The following is a 16,421-nucleotide window of genomic DNA, read 5'->3' as shown; positions in this document are numbered from 1 at the left end:
CACCATGAGCGCAAGCCCGCGCGGGCCGATGCGTACCGAAGTGCTGACGTGGCCGGATGTCGACAAGTTGATCGACTACCTGCTGCCGCAGTTGCAGATGGCTGGCCCGTTCGACGCCATGCTGCTGATCACCCGCGGCGGGATCATCCCCGGTGGCCTGTTGGCCGAGGCCCTGCGCGTGCGCCACACACTGATTGCCGCCGTGGACTTTCCCGGCACCGAGCGCGCCGGCCTGATGGCGTGGCCCGCCTTCTTGCAGTTTCCAGACACCGAGCTGCTCGAAGGCCGCCGCACGTTGATCGTGGACGACGTATGGGGCAGTGGACGTACCAGCACCGCCGTGCGCGGCCGTGTCGAAGGCTCGGGCGGAATTCCGTTCAACTGCGTGCTGCACTTCAACCCGTACCGTTCGCTGTTCACGAAATCCAAGCCGGACTTCTACGCCGCGACGACCGATGCCTATATCGTCTTCCCGTGGGAAATCGACCGCGGGATCGAAGGGCTGGGGTTCGTCGAGCCTGAGCCGGACGTCAACTAGCCTGCACCGGAACCGGGTAATATAAGAACGGGCGACCCGATGGATCGCCCGTGATGTTTACTGTCGATGTCGCCGGGGGTGCTACAGCCCGAGCGTCGCCTTCAGGCTGTTGAGGAACCCGGCCTCGCCCGCGGTGACTTTGGTGCCGCTGCCCATCAGGCCGCCGCCCGCCGCATTCGCCACGAACTCCGCCAATCCATACAGGAACTGCTTGATGTCGTTGCCGGTCTGGCCGAGGCCGTCCAACACACCGCGCAGCCCCGCAACCTGACCCAGCGCGCCTTCGACGGTGATGGTCGAAAGGTCGATCTTCTTGAGGTCGAACTCGCCGAGGCTGTCGACAATGCCGCGGATCACGTCGTTGTCGCCGTAGTATTGGGGTGCGTTCTCAAGGAATTCCTTGACGGCGACAATCTCGCGCGCCTTGCCCCACACGCCGCTGTCACCGGACTTCATCACGCCGCCGACAACGCTGTTGATGACCGGCAGTACGCTGCCGACGATGTTTTGCGTCTGTACGTTCATGCGTTTCGCTCCTTCGTTAGATTGGGGCTAACCCGCACACAGGGGTACGGATGCCAATACACCACTGTGCCACAAAACTATGAGCAGACTCCGAACAACGGCGCAGTTGCCGTCCGCCCACGGCAAAGATCGTCGGCTAAACGCACGAATCCCGTACCGCAGCCGCCTGCAATTCCGCGATATTCATCATCCCCCCAATTGGTGTGGGCCACAGATGAAACCAAAACCGTATCCTGAACGTAGAAGGGCATAGATACTGTTGACGAGGTTGTGTTCTGAACGATCTCTAAACGTTGAAGCCCTAGACTGAAATCATCACATATCAACAGAGGTAGAACCTAATGTACGACCATCACTGGGGTCCCTATCAACAGGGAGAAACGGCCTTCATCAAGGCCAAACGAAGGGCGATGCTGCAGAACCTGTGGGCACGCATCCGCCGCAAGCCGATCGAACTGCTCACCTTCGGCAAGGTGCAGGCGCGTCTGCGTCTGAACATCCAGTACGACCGCGGCATTCAGGACATCCCGCTGAACCAGATCGTTGGGAGCGTCGGCCGCGCGACGGAGTTCTCGAAGCGCTTCCTGCCGATGCGCGATCGCACGAAGGAACGTTGGAGCCGCGTCTACGCGCAGGCGATCAGCCCCGAAGGCTTGCCGCCGATCGACGTCTACAAGGTCGACGACATCTACTTCGTGATCGACGGCAACCACCGCGTCTCGGTCGCGCACGAGTTGGGCGCCAAGACGATCCAAGCACACGTGATCGAACTGCCGACGCCGGTCAAGTATCGGCCCGACCTCACCACGCAGGAGATCGATCTGGCCTACTACGGCATCAGCACGCACGGCGGGGTTAACCGGTAACCAACGATGCCCACGGACAGATCGACCTTTCAGCTTCCAGTCTCATAAACATCCCCTCACCACCACGGCGAGGGGATTGTTTTTTTGAGGGGTACTCAACCCTGTTTACAGAGATTTAAGGTTAAGTTGAGTGGGCGTTTAATCATCGGCGCTCCGACTGGCGTAACGTAGAAAGCGTACCTCGTACCCAGCGGAGACGCCGACTATGGCTAACACCGACCGCACTCGAAAGCTCCTCGTCCGCACCGCGCTCGTGACCAGCACGACGATCGCGACCGTCGTTGGCGCGCAAAACATCGCGATGCTGGACGCGCTCCAGTTACAAGCGACGCCACCCGCACAGGATATCCCCCTTCAGGTGCTTGACACTCCGGCTGACACGGCCGCAGTCCTACAAGCGGCACCGCAACTCTCGATTGTGCGGGCCGCGCCAAGCATCATCATCTTGCGGCAGGCCGGTCAGGTTCAAGCGCCTCAGGCCGCCGCTTCGTCCTCGACGACCGCCGTCATTCAACCGCCCGTGCCGGCACAGCTTGCCCCGCCAGCCCCCATCATCGTCCAGCAGCAAGCGCCGGCGCCGCAGCAGCAAGTCGCGGTGGCACCCGCCCCGGCCGTTCAGCAAAGCCGGTCGACCCGATGACTCCCGTGTACTACACGTCGTTTCGCGCGATGGGCTGTCAAGTCACGGTTCAACTGGCGACCTCAGCGGACGGTGACGCCTTGCTTCGCGCGGTCCCCGGCCAGTTCGAGGCGCTCGAGTCGGAACTCTCGCGCTTCCGGCCCGACAGCGGGTTGATGCGCTTGAACCGGTGCGCCGGCCAATGGTGCGCGGTCACGGAGGCGCTGTTCGACACGGTCCGTGCGGCACGCCACGCGGCGCTCATCACGGATGGGCTGTTCAACCCGTTGGTTCTGCCGGCACTCCGTTCGCTTGGCTACGACCGGTCGTTCGAGCAGATTGACAGCCCGAACCCCGTTCCGTCAGGCCCGGCCGCGCGCTGGCAAGATATCGAACTGCGGGCGCAGAGCCGGCTTGTCCGCATTCCTGCCGGCAGCGCGATCGATCTGGGCGGCATCGCCAAAGGCTGGGCAGCGGCGAAGATCGCCGACGAACTGGCGGCCTACGGTCCCGTGCTGGTGAACATCGGCGGAGATATGGTGGCGCGCGGCGCGCCCGCCGGCCTTTCCGGATGGCCCGTCGACATCGGCGACCCGTTCAACAACGGCAGTGTCGGGCAGCTTGCCCTCAAGAACACCTCCATCGCCACCAGCGGCGTGGACTTTCGCCGCTGGCGGACGGCCGACGGCCGCGAGCAGCACCACATCATCGACCCGCGCAGCGGCCGTCCGGCTCAATCCGACGTGTTGAGCGTCTCTGTCGTCCACCCGCACGCCCCGACTGCCGAGGCATATACCAAAGCCGTCATGCTGCTCGGGGCCGAACCCGGCCTCGAATGGCTCAATCAACGCTGGTACGCCGCCGGGTTGGTGGTGAAACACGATGGTACCGTTCTCGCCACCGATTCGATAACCCTGCTGTTCGTTGAAAGGACCCTGTCATGAAACGCCTGCTGTTCGTTCTCGTCGCACTGCTCGCCGCAGTGGCCGCACCTGCTATGGCGCAGGATGGCGCCAATATCATCACGCTGAACGACGCGACTCCCGCGGTCGACGTCGTGATTACCCTGCCGCCCGACAGCACCGGCACGGTCTCCTTGAACATGGCGATGGTCGCCGTCACGCTCAAAGATTCATCCAACGCGGTTGTATTCCTTGCCGCTGACCCGCGCCTGCATGCCCTCGAACTCAACATCGCGCCGAACAGCGGTACCCATACCCTGACGATCGAGCGCCTGCCCGGCACCGCCGAGGCGTACGTCACGGTCGTGTCGCTCCCGTCCATGACGATGAGCGGGCAGGCCATGCTGGTCGACAGCACGGCACTGGGCCTGAATCAGCAGCTCGCGCTCACGATCGACCCGAGCAGTCCGGGCGGTTCCGCGACTGTCGCCATCCCATCGGATACGGTCGGCCTTATCACGGCGACGTTCCCCGGCACCAGCTCAACGACTCAGGTGATTGACAGCAGCGGAATGGTCGTCGCTCAATCCGCCAACGGCCATGTCGACGGCATGAACCTCGTGCTGGACGCCGGCAGCTATCAGTTCACGCTGCTGAGCAGTGCGCTGACGAGCCGGGCAGTCGTCGGCTTGCGGGCCGTCCGCGCCGAGGAGGGCGGGTTCACCGTACTGAAGGCGCCGGAGAGTCCTGCCGTGGTGGCCAATCCGTGCAACGCAACGATTACGGTCAGCTCGTCGAACCTGCGCAGCGGCCCCGGCACCGGCTACAGCGTGCTCGGCTACGGCTATCGTGACGAGACCTTCGCGGTCGGCGGCATCAATCCGTCAGACAGTTGGGTCGTGATCGGGACAGACGACGGGTCGGCATGGATCGCGCGCAGCAACATCAAGACCGAGGGCACGTGCGACAACCTGACCGTCTTCAACATTCCCACGCGGAATGCCCAACCCGCGCCCATCGTCATCACGACATCGGCGTCGCCACAGGGTTCCGTCGTTCCGGCGAACAGCGCACCGCCGTCCCGCCACGATGATGACGACGACGATGACGACGACGATCATGACGACGACGACCGCGAGGATGACGACGACGATTAGTTGCGGAGAAACAGAGGCCCGTCCGTGCGCCGGGCGGGCCTCGCGGGCAGCTTACGGCTATCGAACCGACGAAGGGACACGTAGATGGAAACGACAAAATCGACCAAACTGACCGACGTGCTGCTGATCGCGGCCAGTTTGGTCGTCATCGCGGCATCGGTGCTGTGGATGATTTACAGCGGTACGTTCAACATGACGCTGACGGAGGACACCAAGCTCGCTTGGCACTTGGTGCGCTCCTCCGGCATCGTCGCTTACGTGCTGCTGCTTGCATCGACGGTATGGGGGCTGTTCCTCAGCAGCCAATTCGTGAAGAACTGGTCGCCGGGGCCTGTATCGCTCACGCTGCACAGCACGATCTCGTGGTTGTCCTTGCTGCTTGGGCTGGTGCACGCGCTGCTGCTGATGTTCGACGACTACTTCACGTACACGCTCGCCGACATCTTCGTGCCGTTCACCGGCCCCTATCGCCCCGAAGTCGTGGGATTGGGGACGCTCGCGTTTTGGCTGCTCGTGATCATCAGCCTGAGCTTCCCGTTCAAGAAGCGGCTGGGCAACCTCACGTGGAAACGCCTGCACTACACCAGCTATATTGCGTTTGCGCTGGTCTCGATCCACGGCCTGTTCGCCGGCACGGACGGCGAGCTGCTCGGGTTTCGCCTGCTCGTCGGCGTCGGCGTCGTGGTTGTGGTGCTGCTGCTCGGCATTCGGATGGGCAAGGATCAGGCCAAGCCCGCACCTGCCGCCGCCCGTGGCAGGGCCGCACGGACCGCGCCGGAACGCTAGTCCCGGACGATTCGCCTCACGTTGGTGCCGGCGTCAGGACACTCACTGCGCCGGCTGAGCTGCGGGCAAAGGGGATGTGTAGCGTGAAGACCGTCCCCTGATCCGGCCCTGCACTATGCGCTACGATTCGACCGCCGTACTGGTCCAGCACGGCCTTCACAATGGACAGACCCAGCCCATTGCCCGGGTGTTTGCCGCGCACATCCTCCGACCGGAAAAAGCGATCGAAGAGGTGTTCGCCTTGCTCCGGCGTGAAGCCGATACCGGAATCCTCGACTTGAATGACCACGTCGTACGGTTCGCGCATCGCCCGCAAGCGGACTGTGCCGGATGCCGTGTATTTCACGGCGTTGTCGAGGAGATTATCGAGCACAAGCCGCAGGTCATTCTGGCTGATGGGCAGTTCCGGGAGGTTGGGCGCGATCTCGCTTTCAAGGCGCAAGCCGCGCTTCGCGGCTTCGATACGCCAGTTGCGGGCAAGGTCGTGGAGTGCGGATACCGGATCCGATGCCGGTTCCTGTTGGGTGTGGCGGCCTTCGTCGATGCGCGCCAGCACGAGCAGTGACGACACCAGCTCCGCCATGTGGTCGATCTCCTGCTGGATCTCCGTTTGATACGCTGTGCGTTCATCGGCTGACAGCATTTCGTCGTCCAGCGCTGATATGCGAAGCTTAATCGTCATCAGCGGTGTGCGCAGCTCGTGCGCGGCATTGCTCACGAAGCTGCGCTGGGCATTGAGCAGGTTTTCGACCTGATGGGCCAAGTGGTTAAAGGCTTGCGCAAGCTGACCGACCTCGTCCTGCGATTCGCCCTCGATGCGGGTGTCGAACGCGCCGCCCGCCATTTTGAGCGCGGAATCTCGCAGGTGCTGAATCGGGCGCGAAATTGTCCCGGAGATCCACAGGCTGGCGGCGATCACCGCTACGATCACCGGCAGCGTCCCGGTCACCAGCTCCAACCACCGCTGGCGGACCTCCTGATAGGCCGGCTCCATCGGCTCCGAAACGACGATATAGCCGATCGTCTCCCGTTCGTATTGAACCGGCACGGCGAGGTACAGCCAGTCCATGCCGTTGGGACCCGCACGGACATCGGCTCCGATCCGGTTCGCCTGCGATCCGAGCAGTTCCGGGGTGACGAGGCGCTGGTTCGGGGTGACATCGGCGTTCTCGGTATAGCCGACCACACTGAATACCCGGTCGACGATGATGTAGTCATGCCCGATCTCTTGCTGAATGGCCACCAGCAGACGCTGCATGCCCGTGGTGCCTTCCCCCTCAAGGTAGCGCTCCAAAGGCTCGACAAACGTGACAGCCACAGATAGGGCGTCGGTCTCGACGTGATGCTGGTGGAACTCGAGCGTCATCTGTTGGATGAGGCTTCCGCCAACGATGAGCGGTACGACCGTGCCCACAATGACAATCGCGATAAATGTCGTCAGGATGCGCTGGCGGATGGTTAAGCGTCTGAGCATCGACACGCTGTCTCTTAGCCCGGGTCCATAAAGCGGTAGCCTACGCCGCGCACGGTCTGCAGATAGACAGGATTCGCCGGATCGGCTTCCAGCTTGGAGCGCAGCCAACTGACGTGGACATCCAGCGTGCGGGTGTCGCCCAGCCAGTCCGTCCCCCACACCTCGTCGAACAGACGCTCGCGAGTGACGACCTTTCCGAGATTCGCCATCAGAAGCGACAGAATCTCGAATTCCTTGTGCCGCAGCGACAGCTCCACCCCGGCTTTGGTGACGGTATGAGCATCGAGGTCGAGGATGATGTCGCCGGCATTCAGGTACGACGGGCCGTGATCGCCGCGATCGAGCTTGACCCGTCGCAGCATGGCGCGTACGTGCGCTTCCAGCTCGCCGAACCCGAACGGTTTCACCAAGTAGTCGTCCGCCCCAAGTTCCAAGCCTCTGATGCGGTCGGAGGTGTCGTCCAATGCGGTGAGCATGATAATGGGGACGGCGCTGTGTTCGCGGATGGCCTGACAAACCTGCCAGCCATCCAGACCGGGCATCATCACGTCCAAAACGATCACGTCGGGCTTGGCGACGAGCGCGAGGCCCAGTCCGACCGTGCCGTGGTTAGCGACGATCACCGTATAGCCCATGCGCTCGAACGATCCGCGCAACGGGTCGGTCAACTTCGTTTCGTCATCGATAAGTAGAATATGGGGCATAGGCATGTGCGTCCTTCTGCCCACATTTTACTCCCGTCGCGCACGATTTAAGGCAGATTTAAGTCCACGCGCAGCAAACGCACCAACGGGCGGGCACTTAGCGCGCCATGCCCAGCGCCAACCACAGCGCCGGCCCCTGTCCCCACGGGAAGCCGCGCCCGGTAGCGATCTGCGCGTAATGGTCGGCGTCGCCCGGCGGGGTTGCGACCGACACGCCGTCGAGGAAGCCGTCCGCGAGGCGCTCTAACGTGCGCGTCCACGCGCGATCGACCATCGACCGCACGCCGTCGTCAATCAGCCTGCGCTCGACTCCCCACGTCAGCCCCAGCCCGAACATGGCCGCCAACGACGACTCTTCATACGTATCCGGACGGTCAAGCACGGTCGGCCATCCGCCGGCCGGGAACTGCCGCGTAATGAGCGCGCTCGCAAGCCGCCGGAAGCGCGCCGCCAGTTCGGGAAAGGCCGGATGTGCGTCGGGCAGCACGCCGAGCGTCTTGATCAGCCCCAACAGCGCCCAGCCGTTGCCGCGCCCCCAGAATGCGCCGTTGACCGTGCCGGTCTCCGCGTCGTACTGGTGATAGAACAGGCCGGAGGCGTTGTCCTGCAGCAGTGCACAGTACGCGCGGATTTGCGCCGCACCGGCATCCGTCCACGCCGCATCGCCGGTGACTGCGCCCAAGTGACACAGGAACGGCGCATCGACCTCCATGCAGTCCACGTACAGAAAGTCGTGATAGTCCGCGTGCTGCGGGCGGTGCAGGGCGGCCCCGTGCGCGGTGGTCGGAAGCCCACGCATGTATTCGGCCAGTTCGAGCGCGCGCGCTAGGAAACGCTCATCGCCGGTATGCTGATAGAGGTCGAGCAGCAGCGTGCCGGACGCGGAATGGTCGCGTTCCTCGATCGGCCGCGCCAGCCATGTCTCGTAAAGGTCAAGCACGAAACGCCGGCAGCCCAGTTCCGGCGCGTGCGCATCAGCGAGCCACAGCGCTTCGAGCGCGATGCCCTCGCCAAAGCCCCACATCTTGAACGGGTGGGCCATCGTGGCCCGCGCGATGTCGTGGATCAACGGCTGCATATCGGTCATCGGCTTACTCCCGGGGCGGCCAACAGGCCGGATTCATCAGCCCCACGGGTGCAGCGCCGTCAAGGATTTGGACGATGCTGTCGACCGCCATGTCGGTCGTGGCGATCAGCGACTCGCGGGTGTATGCGCCCAGATGGGTCGTCGTGAGGACATTCTCCAAACCCGCCAGCACGGCGTCGATTTGCCCTTCCACAGTGTGGACATCGAGCGCAGCGCCTGCGATTCGGCCTGTCCGGATCGCTTCGGCCAGCGCCGCGCTGTCGACGACCGGTCCGCGGGCGGTGTTGATCAGAAGCGCGCCGGGTCTCATGCGCGCCAGCGCCGCCCGGTCGATCATGTTAAGAGTGAGATCGGTCAGCGGCACGTGCAGGCTGACCACGTCCGAGTCTTCCAGCACACGGCCGAACGTCGTCATTTCGATGCCGTGCCGGGCAGCGAAGTCGATGTCGGGCGCGATGTCGTTGGCGATCACACGCATGCCGAACGCTTGCGCACGCACGGCCACCTTCTTGCCGATGCGCCCCAGCCCGATGATGCCGAACGTCTTGCCGGACAACTGCATGCCCTGCGTGCGCCGCCACTCCCCGCGCTGAACGCGGTTGTGAGTCGGCACGACATGCCGTGCGAGCGCGATCGTTAAGCCGATCGCAAGCTCGGCGACCGACGTGCTGTTGGCGCCCAGCGGGGCGGTGACGAGGATGCCGCGTCTATTCGCGGCGGAGAGATCGACGTTGTCCATACCGACGCCGTTGCGCGCGACGATGCGCAGGGCCGGACACGCGTCAAAGAACGCTGACGAAATGTCGTCCAGGCCGATGATCGCGGCTTCCGCTGTCCCGACGAATTGAGCGAGGGCGAGCACGTCCATCGGGTAATGCCCGTCATTAACGCGCACGACAATACCCCGGTCGCGGAGCGGTGCGAACGACTCGGGATAATCCGCCAGCATCGGCGGCGTTACGGCGACCTGTGTGATGTTCATACCGGCGCGGACTGCCAGCGGCGCAGCGCGCTTTCGTCAACGTCCACGCCCAAGCCGGGAAGGCTCGGCACCGTGACGAACCCGCCGGACACGTCGAATGGTGTCGCGAGTATGCCGTCGCCTGCAGGGGTTTGATCCATCGGCCATTCGCAGATCATCAGATTGGGCGCGGCGGCGGCCCACTGAATGCTGGCGGCCATATAGATCGCCGTGCCGCGGCTGATATGCGGCGCGATTGGCAGGCCGTAGGTATCGGCCAACATGCCGATCTTGCGGCACTCGCTCAATCCACCGGCACGGCCGACATCCGGCTTGATCAGGTCGAATGCGCCATCGGCCAGATAGTCGTTGAACGCCCAGCGTCCGGCCAGTGCGCCGCCGCCCGCGATCGCAATGTCGAGGGCACGGGTCAGACGGGCGTAATCGCGGCGCAGTTCCGGCGCAAGCGGCTCTTCCAGCCACAGCACGTCGAAGTCCTCAAGCATCCGGCCAGCCTGCCGCGCATAGGGAAAATCGTACGCGCCGCCCGCATACGCCGCGATTCCAACGCGCGGGCCGAGCCGCGACCGCAGCGCTCCGATCAGCGCGCGGTCGATGTCAAGCCGCACGCCAACCTTGACCTTGAGCGTCGTGAATCCGCGCGCGACCAACGTACGGGCCGCCGCGACGACGTCGGCGATGCCCGCCTCCCCGGCAGACACGCTGACCGACGGCAGGCACGAGGCATACAGCGGCACGCGGTCGCGCACCTGTCCGCCCATCAGCTTGCAGGCCGGAACATTTGCAGCCTTGCCGAGAATATCCCACAGCGCCATGTCGATGCCGCTTATCGCCTCCATCAGGAAGCCGGTGAAATGCCCGCGGATGCGCATACTGGCGTACATCGCGTCCCACAACGGCCCGATCTGGCGCGGGTCGCGGCCAAGCAGAAGCGGCGCGAGCAGGTCGTCTGCGGCGGCTTTGGCGACCTCGCCGGCAACCGGCGTGTGCATCTCGCCCCAGCCTACCAGCCCGCCGTCGGTTTCGATGCGGACGATCACGGCCTCGACGAAATCGGTGTAGACCGCCTTCAGCCGCCACGTTGGAGGATACTCGGTGCGTGCGCTGCCGGGATGCCCCGCCGGCAGCATGGCCGGTACATCCGGCGCGGCGTGCGATTGGCCCGCCGTCAAGATTGGCCGTCCGTCGTCAAACGGGATGCGCACGACAAAGGTTTCAATAGTGGCGATCTTCATAGTGTTTCCCTCGCTTTTCTAACCCTCACCCCCTGCCCCTCTCCCTCATGGAGAGGGGTTTCGCCAGCCGGCGCGCGCCTCTGCGTTGGTCCAACTTCAAATCGCTCTGAAGGTCGCACGAGCTAAATCTGGTGAAGTGTGTGAGACCAATTGGGACCTTTTCGTGTATTGACAGTCTCTGTCATTGCTTTGTGTTTCTGTTCCCCTCTCCCTGAGGGAGAGGGGTTAGGGGTGAGGGTTCCTACACCGCAAACCGCATAAGCGCGTCTTCATCGACTTCAATGCCGAGGCCGGGGCCGTCCGGTACCAGCAGGTAGCCGTTCTCGACCGTCATCGGGGCTTTCAGGATGGTGTTGCCGATCGGGTTGTTCCCGTACCAAAACTCCATCCATGTTTGATTCGGGAACGACGCCGCCAAGTGCGCGCTGGCCGCAAACTGCACCGCCGATCCGATGCTCACATGCGGAGTTACCGCTTTGCCGAACGCGTCGGCAATCTCCGCGATGCGCCGGCACTCGCTGATCCCTGCTGTGCGGCACACGTCCGGCTGAACGACGTCGATACTGCCGGCCAGCATCAGGTCGCGCACCTGCCAGCGGTTGAAGATCTGGTCGCTGGCGATCGGGATGCTGAGCGCCTGCGTCAACTGTGCGCTGAGTTCGAAGTCTTCCGGCGGCACCGGCGCTTCCAGCCAGCCGACCTCGAGCGGCTCAAGCCCGCGGCCGAGGCGCAGGGCGTCGGTCAGGCCGTACATACCGGCAGCGTCGACGAAGATCATAAAGTCGGGGCCGAGCGTGTCGCGGACGGTTTGCACCGAGCGCAAATCGCCTTCGACGCCGAGTCCGATGCCCATCTTGGTGCCGTGGAACCCGCGCGACCGAACGTCTTCGGCGGTGGCTTGCAGGCGATCCCACGCTTCCGGCGGCGAATCGGCGCGCATGCCGGGGATTCCGGAGGCGTAGATTTTGATGCGGTCGCGGAACGCCCCGCCCAACAGCGTGCTGACCGGCAGGTCGTATGCCTTGCCGGTGATGTCCCACAGCGCAATGTCGATCCCGCTGATGGTGTCCATCCAGAAGCCGTGCGATCCGCCTCGAATGCGCATCGCGCCGTACAGCCGATCCCACTGCAGCTCGGGGTCGGTCGGATCCTGGCCGATCAACAGGCCGGCGGCGAGGTCGCGTACCGCAGTCGCCGTGATACGCGGCGCGACCGGCGACTTTGCCTCGCCCCAACCGACGATTCCGCTGTCGGTTGTGATCTTGATCATCGTCGTGTCGACGGTGGTCGAATAGGCGGCGCGGCTTCGCCAGAAGTAGGGGAACGTGCTGCGGTCGTCGCCGGGTGGCAGGCCGGGCGCGGCCTTGTCACTGGACTTGGCGTGCCCCCACGACTGATTGCCCCAGTAGACCTCTTGCATCGAGGCTTGAATCGGGATCGCCTCAACCGACGCAATCTTCATAACACGCTCCTATGTTGAGTGATGAGGGTGAAGTGATGGGTGATGAGTCAGGGGGACAGCCACACGGATTCGGAGACGCGTTGTAGGGGCGACCCGGCGGGTCGTCCCCTCAAATTCAGCGATCATTTGTCCACACAGAAGAGTCATTTCGCATCCTTTGTGTTGGGGCGCTGCCCCAAACCCTGCCAGAAGGCTTTCGCCCTCTGGGCTCCCGATCCCGCTGCGCAGAGATGGGGTCAAGGGGTGCAAACCCCTTGAAGAGGTTCATGCCTACCCCGCGTACAGCTTGCCATGTTGTCCACCGTCCACGATCAACACCTCGCCGGTGATGAAGTCGGCGTCGTCGCTGGCGAGGAACGCGACCGCCTTGCCGATGTCCACTGCTTGACCGACACGCCCGCGCGGGATATACGGCAGGCGGTAGGCGATTGCGGACTCGACGTCGTCCATCTGCGACTGCCACATCTCGGTCATAATGACGCCGGGGGCGACGGCATTGACGCGGATGTGCGGCGCGAGGTCGATGGCGAGGCTCTGTGTGAATCCGATGATGGCGGCCTTGGTGGCCGGGTACGCGCCCATTCCGGCGATTGTCCGCAGCGCATTGATGGACGAGATGTTGACGATGGCCGGGTGTGGGCTGGCGCGCAGATGCGGCAGGCATGCCTTCACGCACAGCATCATACTGGTCATGTTGACTGACCACACTCCGTTCCACGCCTCCAGCGTGAGGTCGTCGAACGCCTGCCGCACGACGATTCCGACGTTGTTGACCAGCACATCGATCCGCCCGAACTGCGCGGCAGTCAGCATCACCAGCGAGTCGACGCTGGCTGGGTCGGTGACATCGGTCTGGATGAAGTGTGCGGTCAGGCCGCGCTCGGTCAGTTTTTCCGCCGCGCGCTGGCCGGACTCCGGGTTAAGTTCGGCGATGACGACCGCCGCGCCGCGCTCAGCCAGTACCGTCGCCGTCCCGAACCCGATTCCCAGCCCGCCGCCGGTGACGATCGCAACGCGATCTTGAAACGCATTCATCACGAACCGCCTTTAGCGATACGGGTACTCCGGCAGGCACGCATCGGCGATCATTGGCCACAGATGATCGATAGCGCGGATGTCGCCGGCGTCGAGGTCGGTGCGCTGGGGATCGCGTGCGTGCGGGGATTTCAGCACGCCGCGCCGCCACAGCACGAACTTGTGGAACGACACGCCGTACATCGCGGCATAGTTCAGCAGCGGAAGCACGCGGTTGCTGAGCGCCTCGGCCTCGGCTTTGTGGCCGGCAACATACAGGTCGTAGATCTTCACCTGCACGTCGACCAACCCACCGGCGGGCATGTTGCCACATGCGCCGCGTTCGAGCTCGTCCACGAGGTAGATGCCGTTCGCACCGCCGAACACGCCGTCGCAGTGCTCGCCGGCGAGATCGAGGATCTTGGTGATGCGCTGCAGTATCGGCGGAACCTCTTCCTTGATGTAGCACAGGTTCGGCACGGTCTGCAGCAGGGTGGCGAGCTCGGCAGGGCCAAGCGGCGTACCGACCGGGGCCGGCGCGTTCTGAATCATCAGCGGGATGCCGAGGCCGGCCAACGCCTTGTAGTAGGCCTCGACCTCCGGCTTGGCGGCCTTGCGCAGGTAGGGCGGCATCGCCATCAGCGCATCGGCCTTGTGGGCGATGGCGTGCTCGGCAAATCTGAGCGCCATGTGCAGCGTGATAGCCTGCACGCCCACGACCAACGGCACGCGCCCGTCGATCGCCGTGGACGCGAACTCGACCACCTCGAAGCGCTCTTCGTCGCTGAGCGAGAAGAACTCGCTGGCCATCGCTGGCAGCACGAGCCCGTGCACTTTCGCCGCGATGCAGTAGTCGATCTGGTTGGCGAAGCTCTCCCAGTCGATGCGGCCGTCGTCGGAAAATGGGGTGTGCAGAATCTGGAAAATGCCTGCCAGCGCCATAAGGACTCCTCGCTCGGCGGTGAGTTGCCGGTCTCCGCAGGATGCTCTATACTGTATCGCATGATGTGAATTATTTCTACAATATAGGATGATTTCCTATGAATTGGATCGTGGACGCACATCTGGACTTGGGTTGGAACGCGCTCCAATGGGGCCGCGACCTCACCCAGTCCGTGCACACGATCCGCGCGCAAGAGGCCGGCACGCCCGGAAAAGGCCGCGCGCAGAACACCGTGGCGCTGCCCGAGATGCGGCAAGGCAAGGTCGCGCTGTGCTTTGCGACCTTGATGGCGCGCAGCACCGGTGTATTCAACCCGATCGTGGACTTTCGATCGCCGACCCAGACCTACGGCATCGCCCGCGGACACCTCGCCTACTACCACGCGCTGGCGTACAGCGGCGAGGCGGCGATCATCACCGACTCCGCGGCGCTCGACGCCCATGTCGCATCCGTCGAAGAGTCGCTGGCGCGCACCGGCGCAGCCCCTCCGCGCGTCGGCATTGTGATCGCCATGGAAAGCGCCGACGCGATCCTCGATCCCGCCCAGCTCGGCGATTGGGTGGAGGTCGGCGTGCGGGTCATTGGGCCGGCGCATCAGGGCATGGGCCGCTACGCTGGCGGCACCGGCGTCGAGGGCGGTTTGACGCCTGCCGGACTCGACCTTCTCGATCAAATGGCTGCGCATCGTGTTATCCTCGATGTTACGCACCTGTCAGACCGCGGGTTCTGGCAGGCGCTCGATCGTTTCGACGGCGCAGTGATCGCCAGCCACAACAACTGCCGCGCGCTGGTGGCGCATCAGCGCCAGTTGGACGACGCGCAGATCAAGGCGCTGGCGGCGCGTGGCGCGGTCATTGGCGCGGCGCTCGACGTATGGATGCTCGAGTTCGGCTTCGTGAAAGGCCAGAGCAGCAACCGTGGCATCGGCTTGGCGCGCGTGGCGGAACATATCGACCACGTGTGTCAGGCGACCGGAACGCCCGTCACGCCGCCATAGGCTCCGACCTCGACGGCGGATTCGGCCGCGAGCAGGCGCCGGACGACCTCGACACCATCGGCGACTTGCAGCGCCTGATCCCGCTGCTGCAGGCGCGCGGTTTTTCCGATAGCGACGTCGAAGCGATCATGCACGGCAACTGGCTTCGTATTTTGAGAGAGGCATGGCGATGAGAACCAAGAGTCCGACGGTGGCAACCGGCTTGACGCAAAGCGTGTCGCGTGCGCTCAGCATCCTCACCTGCTTCACCGATGAGACGCCCGAACTGCGCATGACTGACATCAGCCAGCGGCTCGACCTCACCCCCAGCCTGGTCTCGCGCCTCCTCGGCACGTTGGAACATGACGGCTTCGTCGAACAAGACCCGGCGACCGGTATGTACCGGCTTGGCCGCGCGATCCTGACGCTGGCCGGCGTGACGCTCAACCACAACCACCTGCGCAACGCGGCCCTCAGCGAGATGCAGGCCGCCTCGCAGCGGGTGAACCTCGGGGTCAACCTATCGGTGCTGGACGACGACAAGATCATCTATCTGGCGCACATCGAGACGCCGGACAATCCGCGCCCGTACACGTTGATCGGCAAGCGCAACCCGCTGCACGCCACCGCCATGGGCAAGACGCTGTTGGCACATCTTCCAGAACCGCAGCGCATCAAGTTGGTCGACCGGCTCAGGCTGATCCCCTACACCGTCAAGACGATCACGACCAAACCCGCCCTGCTCGAACAGCTCGATCAGATTCGCCAGCAGGGCTACGCCATCGAAAACGAAGAGCTGGCGCTCGGACGACTGTGCATCGCCGGTCCGGTCCGCGACAAATCCGCGCGCGTCGTCGGGTCGATCAGCTTCAGCGGGCCGCTCAGCCAAACGCGCTGGGACGCGCGCCGGGCCGAGCTGGTCGAAAACATCATCGAACTGTGCGACCGCGTCTCGATGCGGCTGGGGTACATCACCGCCGCCGGGATGATGTAGGAATGGACACGATTGCGGAGGCTTCGCCTCCACACCTCCACAAGGGGTTTGCACCCCTTGACCCCGTCTCTGCTGCGCGGGATCGGGAGTCCAGAGGGCGAAAGCCTTCTGGCGGGGGGCGGGGCAGCGCCCCGAATGGACCGGGTAAGTCACAGGA

General features: G+C 64.0%; 16 protein-coding genes and 1 pseudogene. 8 read left to right on the top strand and 9 right to left on the bottom strand.

Annotation, left to right across the window (positions count from 1 at the left end; all coding sequences use genetic code 11):
• Positions 1 to 4 precede the first annotated feature (4 nt).
• Positions 5 to 538 carry a phosphoribosyltransferase gene (locus IPM16_23675; GenBank protein ID MBK9126108.1) on the top strand — a complete coding sequence of 178 codons (534 nt, stop codon included), beginning with the start codon at positions 5 to 7 and terminating at the stop codon, positions 536 to 538.
• A gap of 81 nt (positions 539 to 619) precedes the next feature.
• Here IPM16_23675 and IPM16_23670 read toward each other — a convergent pair whose 3' ends face one another.
• On the bottom strand, positions 620 to 1,063 hold the full coding sequence (locus IPM16_23670) for a hypothetical protein (GenBank protein ID MBK9126107.1): 444 nt from the start codon (positions 1,061 to 1,063) through the stop codon (positions 620 to 622).
• A 341-nt stretch (positions 1,064 to 1,404) separates the two neighbouring features.
• Here IPM16_23670 and IPM16_23665 point away from each other — a divergent pair, with 341 nt between their 5' ends.
• The 5 genes from IPM16_23665 to IPM16_23645 all read left to right on the top strand — a co-directional run bounded on the left by IPM16_23665 (position 1,405) and on the right by IPM16_23645 (position 5,393).
• Entirely contained in the window at positions 1,405 to 1,929 is a 525-nt protein-coding gene (locus tag IPM16_23665; GenBank protein MBK9126106.1) for a ParB N-terminal domain-containing protein, read from the top strand.
• Between the two features lie 205 nt (positions 1,930 to 2,134).
• Positions 2,135 to 2,569 (top strand): hypothetical protein, encoded by a 435-nt coding sequence (locus tag IPM16_23660; protein MBK9126105.1) that lies wholly within the window; start codon positions 2,135 to 2,137, stop codon positions 2,567 to 2,569.
• Positions 2,566 to 3,492 carry an FAD:protein FMN transferase gene (locus tag IPM16_23655; protein MBK9126104.1) on the top strand — a complete coding sequence of 309 codons (927 nt, stop codon included), beginning with the start codon at positions 2,566 to 2,568 and terminating at the stop codon, positions 3,490 to 3,492. Before IPM16_23660 ends, IPM16_23655 begins: the two co-directional genes overlap by 4 nt.
• A complete protein-coding gene (locus IPM16_23650) occupies positions 3,489 to 4,607 on the top strand; it encodes an SH3 domain-containing protein (GenBank protein ID MBK9126103.1) in 1,119 nt (372 codons plus the stop codon). The genes IPM16_23655 and IPM16_23650 overlap by 4 nt, the downstream gene beginning before the upstream one ends.
• Before the next feature lie 84 nt (positions 4,608 to 4,691).
• Positions 4,692 to 5,393, top strand: coding sequence for a ferric reductase-like transmembrane domain-containing protein (locus IPM16_23645; protein ID MBK9126102.1), 702 nt, complete (start codon positions 4,692 to 4,694; stop codon positions 5,391 to 5,393).
• Between the two features lie 16 nt (positions 5,394 to 5,409).
• Here IPM16_23645 and IPM16_23640 read toward each other — a convergent pair whose 3' ends face one another.
• The 8 genes from IPM16_23640 to IPM16_23605 all read right to left on the bottom strand — a co-directional run bounded on the left by IPM16_23640 (position 5,410) and on the right by IPM16_23605 (position 14,293).
• Complete coding sequence (locus tag IPM16_23640; protein ID MBK9126101.1) at positions 5,410 to 6,867, bottom strand: HAMP domain-containing protein; 1,458 nt, start codon at positions 6,865 to 6,867, stop codon at positions 5,410 to 5,412.
• A gap of 14 nt (positions 6,868 to 6,881) precedes the next feature.
• On the bottom strand, positions 6,882 to 7,571 hold the full coding sequence (locus IPM16_23635; GenBank protein MBK9126100.1) for a response regulator transcription factor: 690 nt from the start codon (positions 7,569 to 7,571) through the stop codon (positions 6,882 to 6,884).
• 97 nt (positions 7,572 to 7,668) lie between these two features.
• Positions 7,669 to 8,658, bottom strand: coding sequence for a glycoside hydrolase family 88 protein (locus IPM16_23630; GenBank protein MBK9126099.1), 990 nt, complete (start codon positions 8,656 to 8,658; stop codon positions 7,669 to 7,671).
• Positions 8,659 to 8,662: 4 nt separating this feature from the next.
• On the bottom strand, positions 8,663 to 9,640 hold the full coding sequence (locus tag IPM16_23625; GenBank protein ID MBK9126098.1) for a phosphoglycerate dehydrogenase: 978 nt from the start codon (positions 9,638 to 9,640) through the stop codon (positions 8,663 to 8,665).
• Positions 9,637 to 10,875 (bottom strand): mandelate racemase/muconate lactonizing enzyme family protein, encoded by a 1,239-nt coding sequence (locus IPM16_23620; protein ID MBK9126097.1) that lies wholly within the window; start codon positions 10,873 to 10,875, stop codon positions 9,637 to 9,639. Before IPM16_23620 ends, IPM16_23625 begins: the two co-directional genes overlap by 4 nt.
• Positions 10,876 to 11,116: 241 nt before the next feature.
• Entirely contained in the window at positions 11,117 to 12,337 is a 1,221-nt protein-coding gene (locus IPM16_23615; protein MBK9126096.1) for a mandelate racemase/muconate lactonizing enzyme family protein, read from the bottom strand.
• Positions 12,338 to 12,607: 270 nt separating this feature from the next.
• Positions 12,608 to 13,372, bottom strand: a complete 765-nt coding sequence (locus tag IPM16_23610) for an SDR family oxidoreductase (GenBank protein ID MBK9126095.1) — start codon at positions 13,370 to 13,372, stop codon at positions 12,608 to 12,610.
• 12 nt (positions 13,373 to 13,384) lie between these two features.
• On the bottom strand, positions 13,385 to 14,293 hold the full coding sequence (locus tag IPM16_23605) for a dihydrodipicolinate synthase family protein (GenBank protein MBK9126094.1): 909 nt from the start codon (positions 14,291 to 14,293) through the stop codon (positions 13,385 to 13,387).
• Positions 14,294 to 14,391: 98 nt separating this feature from the next.
• On the opposite strand from IPM16_23605, the pseudogene IPM16_23600 reads away from it, so the two are divergent.
• A pseudogene (locus tag IPM16_23600) lies at positions 14,392 to 15,464 on the top strand (dipeptidase).
• Complete coding sequence (locus tag IPM16_23595; protein MBK9126093.1) at positions 15,461 to 16,264, top strand: IclR family transcriptional regulator; 804 nt, start codon at positions 15,461 to 15,463, stop codon at positions 16,262 to 16,264. Before IPM16_23600 ends, IPM16_23595 begins: the two are co-directional and overlap by 4 nt.
• The last annotated feature ends 157 nt before the right edge of the window (positions 16,265 to 16,421 follow it).

The sequence above is a fragment of the Candidatus Flexicrinis affinis genome (genome assembly GCA_016716525.1).
GTDB classification, from domain to species: Bacteria; Chloroflexota; Anaerolineae; order Aggregatilineales; family Phototrophicaceae; genus Flexicrinis; species Flexicrinis affinis.
This window is presented reverse-complemented; position numbering and strand designations above follow the sequence as displayed.